Origin of the sequence: Geoalkalibacter sp. (assembly GCF_030604225.1) — a bacterium.
In the GTDB taxonomy this organism is placed as follows: domain Bacteria; phylum Desulfobacterota; class Desulfuromonadia; order Desulfuromonadales; family Geoalkalibacteraceae; genus Geoalkalibacter.
In genome coordinates this window covers 1-10584 of the sequence record NZ_JAUVWH010000114.1, presented here as the reverse complement: position 1 = coordinate 10584, position 10584 = coordinate 1, and the positions used below count along the sequence as shown (strand labels likewise).

General features: G+C 65.2%; 8 protein-coding genes. 1 reads left to right on the top strand and 7 read right to left on the bottom strand.

Translation table 11 applies throughout. The features are described from left to right. The 6 genes from QAT43_RS11885 to QAT43_RS11860 form a co-directional block, all read right to left on the bottom strand. A partial coding sequence (locus tag QAT43_RS11885; protein WP_305043296.1) for an efflux RND transporter permease subunit occupies positions 1-1231 on the bottom strand: 1231 nt, incomplete at its 3' end. A 4-nt stretch (positions 1232-1235) separates the two neighbouring features. Then, the gene (locus QAT43_RS11880) at positions 1236-2348 is read right to left on the bottom strand and encodes an efflux RND transporter periplasmic adaptor subunit (RefSeq protein WP_305043295.1); all 1113 of its coding nucleotides are present in this window, start codon (positions 2346-2348) and stop codon (positions 1236-1238) included. Then, positions 2335-3876, bottom strand: a complete 1542-nt coding sequence (locus QAT43_RS11875) for a TolC family protein (protein WP_305043294.1) — start codon at positions 3874-3876, stop codon at positions 2335-2337. The genes QAT43_RS11880 and QAT43_RS11875 overlap by 14 nt, the downstream gene beginning before the upstream one ends. Positions 3877-4044: 168 nt before the next feature. Then, positions 4045-5967: a biosynthetic arginine decarboxylase gene (gene speA / locus QAT43_RS11870; RefSeq protein WP_305043293.1), complete on the bottom strand. Its 1923-nt coding sequence runs from the start codon at positions 5965-5967 to the stop codon at positions 4045-4047. A 67-nt stretch (positions 5968-6034) separates the two neighbouring features. Beyond that, a complete protein-coding gene (locus QAT43_RS11865) occupies positions 6035-6862 on the bottom strand; it encodes a mechanosensitive ion channel family protein (protein ID WP_305043292.1) in 828 nt (275 codons plus the stop codon). Between the two features lie 94 nt (positions 6863-6956). After that, the gene (locus QAT43_RS11860) at positions 6957-7427 is read right to left on the bottom strand and encodes a pyruvoyl-dependent arginine decarboxylase (protein ID WP_305043291.1); all 471 of its coding nucleotides are present in this window, start codon (positions 7425-7427) and stop codon (positions 6957-6959) included. Between the two features lie 213 nt (positions 7428-7640). Between QAT43_RS11860 and proC the strand changes: the two genes are divergently transcribed. Beyond that, the gene (gene proC, locus QAT43_RS11855; RefSeq protein ID WP_305043290.1) at positions 7641-8456 is read left to right on the top strand and encodes a pyrroline-5-carboxylate reductase; all 816 of its coding nucleotides are present in this window, start codon (positions 7641-7643) and stop codon (positions 8454-8456) included. Between the two features lie 76 nt (positions 8457-8532). Here the strand turns inward: proC and QAT43_RS11850 are convergent. Then, the coding region (locus QAT43_RS11850) for a GspE/PulE family protein (RefSeq protein WP_305043289.1) at positions 8533-10584 on the bottom strand (2052 nt) is incomplete at its 5' end.

Genomic DNA, 10584 nt, shown 5'->3' with positions numbered 1-10584 from the left:
TCTCCACCATGACGATGGCGTCGTCGATGACCAGGCCCACCGCCAGCACCAGGGCGAGCATGCTCATGTTGTTCATGGTAAAGCCCATGGCATGCATGCAGGCGAAGGTGGCGATGATGGAGCTGGGAATGGCCACGGCGCTGATGAGGGTGGTGCGGATGTTCTGTAGGAACAGCAGGATCACCAGCGCCGCCGCCAGCCCGCCGAGCACCAGCTGGAACTTGATCTCGTCGATGGACTGCTCGATGAAGCGCGTGGTGTCGGTGGCCACGTGGATGGCCATGCCCTCGGGCAGGCCGGCGCGGATGTCGGGCAGCAGGGCGCGCACCTGGCGGGCGATGGCCACCTCGTTGGCGCCCGAGCGCGGCGTGATGCCCAGGGCCGCGGTTCGCTCCACGCCGGCGCGGTTGGTGAAGCGTCCCGCCGGGCGCTCCTCGGTGCGTCCGGCTTCCGCGTAGCCCAGGCGCGCCAGGCGAATGGGGGTGCCGTCGCGGTAGGCGACGATCAGGTCGTTGAAGGCCTCGGCGGTTTCAAATTCACCCACGGTGCGGATGAGGAATTCCTTCTCCGCCGATTCGATCTTGCCGCCGGGGATTTCCACGTGCTGCTGGCGGATGGCGGTGATCACCTCGTCGACGCCGATGCGGTAGGCCGCCAGGCGCTCGCGCATGAGGCGAATGTGGACCTGCTTCTCCCGCGCGCCGCCGAGGCGCACCTCGCCCACGCCGTCGATCTTCTGCAGGATGGGGCGCACCTGCTCGTCGGCCAGGCGCGTCAGATCCTCGATGGCGCGCTGCCCGGTGACCGCCAGCCACATGATGGGCTGGGCGTTGATGTCGAGCTTGTCCACCACCGGCACGTCGGCCTCACTCGGCAGGCGGCGCAGCCGCGCCGAGACCTTATCGCGCACCTCCTGGGCGGCCACGTCGAGATCCTTGTGCAGCTCGAACTCGATGGTGATGCGCGAGCGCCCCTCCATGCTCTGCGAGATGATGTGCTTGATGCCGCTCACCCCGGCGATGGCGTCCTCCAACTGGTCGGTGATCTCGTTGTCGATCTCCTCGGGGCGCGCATTGTCCCAGGTGGTGGTGACGGTCACCATGGGGTAGTCGACGTCGGGAAACAGGGATACGCCGAGGCGCGAGAAGCCGATGAGGCCGAAGATCACCAGGGAGGCGACCAGCATGGTCGCCGTCACCGGGCGGCGGATGGACAGGTCGGAGAGAAACATCGGATTAGTCCCCTGAGGCGCGGGGTGCCGGCTGCTGGGGCGCGACCTTCATGCCGTCGCGGGCGGCGAACTTGCCTTCCAGGATCACCGGCGCGCCGGGGGCCAGCTCGCCCTCCAGAACCTGGACCCACTGGGCGGTGACCCGCCCCAGCCGCACGGAAACGCGGCGCGCCAGGCCGTTTTCCACGGTGTAGACGTAGGTGTCGTCCTCGGTGCGGATCACGCTCTCCCAGGGCACGGTGAGGGCCTGCTCGAACACATCGGTGATGACTTCCACGCGGGCGAACATGCCGGGGCTGAGCAGCCGCTCGGCGTTGTCCACCTGGGCCTTGACCTGAAAGGTGCGGGTGTCGATGTCGACGCGCGGCGCGATGAAGCTGATCCGCCCGGCGAAGACCCGCTCGGGGTAGGGCGCCACGCGCAGGCTGACCTGCTGTTCGCGGAAAATTTTCGGCTTGAGGGCCTCGGGCACCTGAAAGGTGATTTCCAGGGGATCGAGGTCGACGATGCTCACCACCGGGTCGCCGACCCGCAGGTAATCGCCCACCGCCAGGGTGCGCGCCCCGACGACCCCGGCGAAGGGCGCGCGAATGCGGGTGGCGGCCAGGCGCACCTGCTCCTGGGCGAGGTGGGAGCGCACCGCCTCGATCTGGGCGCGGGTCTGGAGGATGTCAGTTTCGAGATTGTCGAATTGCAGCCGGGAAATCAGGTTGCGCTCCAGCAGGGGGCGGTTGCGTTCCAGGGTGCGCTGCTGGTTTTCCAGCCGCGCGTTGAGCTCGACCAGCCGCGCCTCGAGGCCGAGGATGGAGGCCTCGATCTGCTCCGCGTCGAGCCGCACCAGCACCTCGCCGCGCTGCACGGGCAGGCCCTCGCGGAAAGTCATGGCGACCACCCGGCCCTCGCTTTCGGCGCGCAGGGTCACGTCCTGGCTCGCCGTCAGGGTGCCGACCTGCTCCAGGGTCAGTTCCACGCGGCGGGTGCTCGCCTCGCCGAGGATTACCGGCACCGGCGGCGCCTCGCGGCGGGCCTCCTCGGTCTGTTTGTCGCCGCAGGCGTGCAGGAGCGGCAGGCCGAGGAGTATCAGGAGAAGCAGGGCAAGGGTCTTAGTTCGGGACATGAAACCTCTCTTTCAGGGCCGGGTCGTGGGTGATGCCGTGGCGTTCGAGGTTGACGCCCATGGCCCGGTAGAGGCCGGCCAGGCCCTGGTGAAAGTCGACCAGGGCGTTGGTCTTGCGCACGCGCGCCTCGATGACGTTGTCCTGGAAATCGAGAATGCGGAAGCTGTCCGAGAGCCCTTCGCGCAGCCGCTCCATTTCCTGTTCCAGGGTGGTGTCGGCCAGTTGCTGGAAACGCTCGGCCACCCGCACCCGCTCGAAGCTGCGGGCCACGGCGGTGCCGGCGTTGCGGATTTCGGTCTCCATGGCGTTTTCCAGATCCTTGAGCCCAAGGATGGCCTGGCGCTTTTCGTAATCGGCGCGGCGCAAGCGGGCTTCGGCGGCGCGGTTGCCGAGGGGATAGGACAGACGCACGCCGGTGAACCATTCATAGCCGTCGCCGCTGCTCATGCGGTCGACGGAACGCCAGTGGTCGCCCTGATTGGCCGTGGCCGCGTTGCGCGCCTCGCCGGAGAGGCCGTTGACCCCGAGGGTTGCTTCGAGATCGAGGCGCGGCAGCTTCTGGTTGGCGAAAAATTCCAGGTGGATGTCGCGTCCGGCGATTTCGAGCTGCTGGCGGCGCAGGTCGGGACGCGCGTTCAAGGCTGTCGCCAGGGCTTCCTCGGTGGTCGGCCAGTGGGGGCTGGTGGCGGCCAGGGGCTCGGTGGTGAGGTCCGGGGTGAGCCGGGAGGCGCCGCGGCCGAGGACCAGCAGCTCCATGAGCCGCTGCGCGGCGATCTCGGCCTGCTGGCGGGCCGAAACCACCTGCTCGTCGCGGCCGGCCACGGCGGTTTCGGCCTCCTGCACCTCGGTGATGGGGACGATGCCGGCCTCGAAGCGGATGCGGTTGGCTTCGAGCAGTTCTTGCGCCAGTTCCCGCGCTTCGATGCGCAGTTGCAGCACCTCGCGGGCGCGGCTCAGGTCGAGATAGGCCAACTCGACCTGTTCGACCAGGCGCTGGGCCTGGTCGAGGTAGGCGTGGCGGGCCTGCTCCAGGCGAGTGCCGGCAAGGCGCAGATCGGCGGTGTTGACGCGGGGGCCGAAATCGCGCAGCAGCGGTTGGTTGAGGTCGAGAAACAAGAAAGTGCGGTACTCGGGGTCGAGGGTTTCCACCGCCGCGTTGCTGCTTAGGCGCGCGGTTTCCAGGCTCAGGCGCGCATCGAGCCCGCTGTGGAATTCCTTGCCCAGGCCCAGCGCGCCGGCGTGTTCCCGGCGCCGGGCATGATCGTCGCCGACCAGCGCCGAGGCGCTCGGCGTGCGCTGGTAACGGGTGCCGAGGCGGGCTTCGGCGAAGGGATCGAAGCGCGCGTCCTCCACCAGGACATCCTCGGCGCCCATGGGGATGTTGAGCTGCTCGATGCGCAGGTTGAGGTTGCGTTCGAGCCCCCGTGCCAGCGCTTCCCGCAGCGACAGCGGCTGGGGTGGCAGGTCGGCGGCGTCGGCGGGCAAGGAGGTCAGCAGCAACGCGAGCAGGAGAAAAAAACGCATCATGGTCAAAGGCTCCCGCGAGGAAAAGATCCAACAAAAAAGGGACGGATCGGTTTTCCGGCGCCGGAAAACCGATCGTCCCTCAATCTTCCGCCATCCAGGGATCAGTGAGCCAGTATCAATGATCCCCAGGGCTTTCGTCAACAACTACCGCGCTTTTGCGCGGTTCGCTCAGGCATCCGTCTCGTAGTAGGTGTAGCCGCGCAGGCTCGCCGAGAAGCGCTCAAGGATCTCCTGGCGCTCGCGCACGCTGATGGCGCCGCGCCGCACCGCCTGCTCGGCGGTATCGCGGAAACGCTCGAAGATATCCTTGGGATTGTACTGCACGTAGCCGAGCAGATCGGCGATGCTGTCGCCCTCGTTCTCGCGGGTGACGTCGAAGCTGCCGTCCTCGTTGACGCGCACGCTGACCACGTTGGTGTCGCCGAAGAGATTGTGCAGATCGCCCAGGGTCTCCTGGTAGGCCCCGACCAGGAACACGCCCAGGTAATAGTCCTCATCGGGCTTGATCGGATGCAGCGGCAAGGTATTGCGGGTGCCGTGCAGGTCGATGAAATGATCGAGGCGCCCGTCGCTGTCGCAGGTGATGTCGGCGATGATGGCCTCGCGGGTCGGCTTTTCCTCCAGGCGGTGGATGGGCATGATGGGGAACACCTGGTCGATGGCCCAGGCGTCGGGCAGCGACTGGAAGATGCTCATGTTGCCGTAGTAGATATCGGCCAACTGCTCGCGCAGGCCTTCGAGCTCCGGCGGGGTTTCGTCGGCGTCGTCGAGGGACAGCACGATGCGCTGGAAGATTTCGAGCACCAGGTTCTCGGCCAGGGCGCGCGAGCGCAGGGAAATCTGGCCGCGCTTGAACAGCTCACGGATCTCGTCGCGGTAGAAGACCGTGTTGTTGTAGCACTGCTGGATCTTGGTGGGCTTGAAGCGCTGCAGGGTCGCGTAGAGGCTGTGAATGAGGGTGTTTTCTTCCTCGGCGGGCGGTCCCGGCAGGGGCGTGGGCTCGAAGTAGGTGACGTCGAAGATGTTGAACATGAGCAGCGAGTAATAGGCCACCGTGGAGCGGCCCGACTCGGTGACGATGGTCGGATGGGGCACGCCCTGGGCGTCGAGGCTCTGCATGATGACCTCGACCACGTCGGCGCAGTATTCGTCCATGCTGTAGTTCATGGACAGCACGTTGTTCGTCTTGGAGCCGAGATAATCGACGGCCAAACCGCCGCCCAGGTCGAGAAAGCCCATGGGGGCGCCTTCCTGCACCAGGTTGATGTAGTAGCGGCAGGCCTCCATGACCGCCTGGCGGATGTCGCGAATGTTGGGAATCTGCGAACCCAGGTGGCAGTGCAGCAGCTGCAGGCAGTCGAGCAGGTCGTGCTCCTTGAGGGCGTCGACGATCTCGATGAGCTGGCTGGTGGTTAGACCGAAGATGCTGCGGTCGCCGCTGGTCTTGTTCCAGTGGCCGCCGACGGTGGTGGCGAGCTTGGCGCGCATGCCGATCAGCGGGCGGATGCCCAGGGCGCGGCTGCGTTCGAGGATGATGGGCAGCTCGGTGGGCGTCTCGATGACGAACACGCAGCGGTAGCCGAGCTTGCGCGCGCGCAGGCCGAGGTCGATGAACTCGGGATCCTTGTAGCCGTTGCACACGATCAGACTCTCGCCGCCGGACAAGGCGGAGAGGGCGACGATGAGCTCGGCCTTGCTGCCGGCCTCCAGGCCGTGGTTGTAGCGCGCGCCGAAGCGGGCGATCTCCTCGATGACCTGGCGCTGCTGGTTGACCTTGATGGGAAACACGCCCTGGTAGCGGCCCTTGTAGCCCTGTTGGGCGATGGCGTTGCGAAAGGACTCGTTGAGCAGGGCGATCTGACTGTCGAGGAGATTCTCGATGCGCAGCAGCAGCGGCATCTGCAGGCCGCGCTGATTGATGCCGGCGACGATGTCCATCAGGGAAACCCGCACCACGCCCGAGGGGAAATTCACCTTGATCGCCACATGCCCCTGGTCGGTCACGTCGAAATAACCCGCGCTCCAGTCGCGGATGCGGTACAGGCGGGCGGAATCCTCGGGGGTCCAGCTGGGATTGGGTTTGGGATTCATACTACATGTTCTCCTTGGCGGCGGATCAAAAGCGAATCTCCCGAAGGCGACTCGCGCTGTGCCCTATTCACGCGGCGCGCATGCCGCTATCGGGTTGGTGAAGATGAATGTCGCGCTGGGGGAAGGGGATGGAAATGCCTTCCACGTCGAAGCGCTCCTTGATGGTTTTGTTGAGATCGAAGAAGAGGGGCCAGTAATCGGCGGATTTGACCCAGGGCCGAACCGCGAAATCGATGCTGCTTTCGCCCAGTTCCAGGACGCCGATGGTCGGCGCGGGATCCTTGAGCACGCGCTCGTCCTTGTTGAGAATGTCCTCGAGAACGGTTTTGACCTTGTTGAGATCGTCGCTGTAGCTCACGCCGATCACCAGATCGACGCGCCGGGTTTCCTTGGCCGAGAAGTTGGTAATGTTGCCGCTGGTGATCTGGTTATTGGGCACGATGATCTGCTTGTTGTCCGGGGTGCGCATCTTGGTGGTGAAGATTTCAATTTCCTCGACAATGCCCATGGTGCCGCCGGCTTCGACAAAATCGCCCACCTTGAAGGGTTTGAAGATGATCATCAGCACCCCGGCGGCGAAATTGGCCAGGGATCCCTGCAACGCGAGACCGACGGCGAGACCGGCCGCACCGAGAATCGCAATGAAGGAGGTGGTTTGGATGCCCAGTTGATTGAGCGCGGCGATGACCACCATCACCATCAGCAGCGCGTAAACCAGATTCGAGGAAAAGGACACCAGCGTTTCTTCGACCTTGCCGCGGCGAAGTCCTGCGCGCAGGGAATTACGCAGCACGCGTGCCACGATGCGGCCGATGACGAAGATGACAAGGGCCATCAGTGCTTTTAGGCCCCATATCTGCACGATTTCAATGATCTTTTCCGCTGAAAACTCCATTGCGACTCCTTTCCTTTGTGTTGTCGGACAATGTCCGACAGGGTTATCGTCGGTCCGCGGCGGATACGCCCGGATTTGGACGAAACCTTGCCCCTCAGGTGTTCCAGAGCACCACGGCGGCAAAGACGCTGCCGAATTTCTCCACCCGATGCTGCACGGCAAGGGAGCGGATCTCCGAAATTTCCAACCCGCGCATTGTCATGCCCTCTTCGGCCATGCGGCGGACAATCGCCTCGATGTCTTCCTTATGGCCAGAGGCCGAATATTCCATAATCAGGCCGGGGTGGGCCGGGTCGGCGGCATAGGCGACGGCGACCCCGGCGGAGATCACTTCGCCATGCAGGGGCGAGGTGATGGAGGCGAAAGCGGCCGGAACCAGCGCACCGGCGGGCAGTGCGGGTGGCGTCGTGAAACGGCATCCCGGCGGGATGACGGAGCTGATCTTGACCAGGTTGACATGGCCGATGCCCGCGGCAAGAACGGCCGAATCCAGGGAAAGGCGCGGAGTCTGACCTTCGGCGGAGGCGCAGGCAAAAAAATGCGTGCTTGGGACGATATGGATCATGGTCGGCTCCTTCGGGAACAGACTGCGTTTACAACAATAAGTAGAACCAGACTTTCTACGATTTTGCGTGCTGCAAGTCAACAGAAAAGCCCGTATTCGCCCGCACCTCCGATCCCCGGCGCGGGTGCGGGTCAAGCAAGGGCTTGACTTCACAAATGATCGCGGGTTTACTCGGAAAATCTTGAAAAAACCTTTTTCCCCGAAAGGATGCACATGGCTATGCACGCGCAACGGATCGGTTTCATCGGCGGCGGCAACATGGCCGAGGCCTTGCTCAAGGGAATCACCGCCGGTCTTTTTCCCGCCGAAAATACTTGGGTGGCCGAGCCCCGCGCCGAGCAGCGCCTTGCCCTGCGGGAACGTTACGGCGTGCGGGTCGGCGACGACAACGCCGAGGTGGTGCGGCAGTGCGAGGTGCTGGTTCTCGCCATCAAGCCGCAACTGGTGAAGGACGTCCTCGCGCCCCTGGCGGCCGCGTTCGGCGCCGATAAGCTGCTCATCAGCATTCTCGCCGGCGTTTCCACCACCGCCCTCGAAGCGGTGCTGGGCGGCGCGCCGCGCGTGGTGCGCGCCATGCCCAACACCCCGGCGCTGGTCGGCGCCGCCGCCACCGCTCTCTGCGCGGGACGCCATGCCGCGGAGGAGGATCTGCGCCTGAGCGAGGCGCTGTTCGCCAGCCTGGGGATCGTGCGCCGGGTCGCCGAGAAGGACATGGATGCGGTCACCGGCCTGTCAGGTTCTGGACCTGCTTATGTTTATACCTTCATCGAGGCCCTGGCCGACGGCGGCGTGCAGCAGGGCCTGGCGCGCGATGTCGCCCTGACCCTGGCGGCGCAGACTGTGCTGGGGGCGGCGCGCCTGGTGGTGGAAAGCGCCGAGCACCCGGCCGTGCTGCGCGATCGGGTGTGCAGCCCCGGCGGCACCACCATCGCCGGCGTCGCCGCCCTGGAGGAAGGACGCCTGCGGGCGACCCTCATGGAGGCCGTGGCCCGAGCCACGCGCCGGTCGAAGGAGTTGGGGGGGAGCTAGGAAATAGACGCGTAAAGAGGCGAGGAAAAGCAACCAAGGGGCGGCCGAGACGGGTCGCCCCTTGGTTTTGATCGGGCTACAGGCAGACGCGCAGCACCTGGTCGAGATCGGTGATTCCCTGAAACACCTTGTGGATGCCGTCCATGCGCAGGGTGCTCATGCCCTCGCGGATCGCCAGGTCGCGCAGATCCTCGGCCATCAGGCTTTTCTTGATGCCGGCCTTGACCCCTTCGCTGCCGGTGAGCAGCTCATGGATGGCGATGCGGCCGCGATAGCCGCTCTGATTGCAGTTGCGGCAGCCCACGGGACGCATGAGGGTCAGCGCGGGGTCATAAGTCGGCAGGCCGTGGACGGCGAACCATTCCTCGCCGTAGGCGTGAACCAGGTTGTCGTATTCCTCGCGGCTCGGCGTGTAGGGCGCGCGGCACTGGTCGCAGAGGCGCCGCGCCAGGCGCTGGGCGAGGATGCCGAGCATGGCGTCGGCGAAGTTGTAGGGATCCATGCCCATCTCGATGAGGCGCACCACGGTTTCCGGCGCGCTGTTGGTATGCAGGGTGCTGAACACCAGATGCCCGGTGAGGGACGCCTCGATGGCGGTCTTGGCGGTCTCGGCGTCGCGCATCTCGCCGATCATGATGACATCGGGGTCGGCGCGCAGGAAGGAACGCAGCGCCTCCTTGAAACCGAAGCCGATTTTCGGGTGCACCTGCACCTGGCGCAGGCCCGCCTGGGTGATTTCCACGGGATCTTCCGCCGTCCAGATCTTGCGGTCGGGCTTGTTGATGTGGCCCAGGGCCGAGTGCAGGCTGGTGGTCTTGCCCGAACCGGTGGGGCCGACGCACAGGATGATGCCGTAGGGCTTGGCCAGGATCTTCTCGAAGGACGCGCGGTTGCGCTCGCTAAAGCCCATCTGCGCGAGGGGCAAGGGCTTGGACGAGGCCAGGATGCGCAGCACCGCGTCCTCGTTGCCGCCCACCGTGGGGGTGATCTCGACGCGGTATTCCACCTTCTTGCCCTCGTAGCGCAGCAGAATCTTGCCGCTCTGCGGGCGGCGGTGCTCGGCGATGTCGAGACGCGCCATGATCTTGATGCGCGCGATCACCGCGTGGCGATAGGCCGGCGAGATCTTATGCACCACCTGGCAGACCCCGTCGATGCGGTAGCGCACCCCCAGGGGCTGCTTGCCCAGGCCCGGCTCGAAGTGGATGTCGGAGACGCCCTTCTTGTAGCCGTCGATGAGAATCTTGTTGACCAGGCTGATGATCTGCGAGTCCGACTCGTTGAACTGCGCCTCGTCGCCTTCCTCGCTCTCCACCACCGCGTTTTCCGAGAGTTCGCCGATCAGTTCGCGCACCTGGCTTTCGGTCTTGACGTAGAAGCTCTCCAGGGCGTGGGTGATCTGATCGCTGCACGCCACCACCAGCTCAATCTGGTAGTTGGTGGTGAAGCGCAGATTCTCGCTGATGGTGAAATCCGTCGGCTGGGAGGTCGCCACCACCAGCACCCGCCCGTGCAGTTCCAGGGGCAGCACCTGCATGCGGATGGCCGTTTCGCGGGGCAGGGCTTCGAGGGCCTCGGCGCTCGGTTCGATGTTTTCGAGATCCAGGAAGCGCAGGCCGAACTTGGTGGACAGGGCCGAGAGCAACTGGGCTTCGGTGATCAGACCCTTCTCGATGAGTAGGGTGCCGATGCGTTTTTTCTTGCCTTTTTCCTGGGTGGCGAGGGCCTCCTCCACCTGCTCGCGGGTCACCAGTCCGGCGGCGACGAGGATGTCGCCGACGCGCACGTTGCGCGGAATCTGGCCGATGCCGCTGCGAACATTCTCCACTTCCTGGTCGATGGTCGCCTGGGGAATGTCGTTCTGCTCGGAGATGATTTCCCCCACCCGCCGGTTGCGCAGACGCTGCTGCTCGCGCAGCGCCTGGCTCATGGCCTGCTCGTCGACCAGCCCCTGTTCGCGCAGGATGCCGCCGAGAGGCCGCTCCTGCGGGCGGGGGCGCAGGCCGTGGAAAGTGAAGAAGATGCTCTTGAAAGGGCTGTCGCGGTCGATGGGCAGGCCGAAAAATCCCATGGGGTATTTGTCGCGGCCCATGACCTGCACGCGGAATCGCTCGCCCGTGGCGGTCTC

Excerpts from the sequence above, each read along its gene's own strand:
- speA (WP_305043293.1), bottom strand. The coding sequence starts at position 5,967 with ATGAATCCCAAACCCAATCCCAGCTGGACCCCCGAGGATTCCGCCCGC.
- QAT43_RS11880 (WP_305043295.1), bottom strand. The coding sequence starts at position 2,348 with ATGTCCCGAACTAAGACCCTTGCCCTGCTTCTCCTGATACTCCTCGGC.
- proC (WP_305043290.1), top strand. The coding sequence starts at position 7,641 with ATGGCTATGCACGCGCAACGGATCGGTTTCATCGGCGGCGGCAACATG.
- QAT43_RS11865 (WP_305043292.1), bottom strand. The coding sequence starts at position 6,862 with ATGGAGTTTTCAGCGGAAAAGATCATTGAAATCGTGCAGATATGGGGC.
- QAT43_RS11860 (WP_305043291.1), bottom strand. The coding sequence starts at position 7,427 with ATGATCCATATCGTCCCAAGCACGCATTTTTTTGCCTGCGCCTCCGCC.
- QAT43_RS11875 (WP_305043294.1), bottom strand. The coding sequence starts at position 3,876 with ATGATGCGTTTTTTTCTCCTGCTCGCGTTGCTGCTGACCTCCTTGCCC.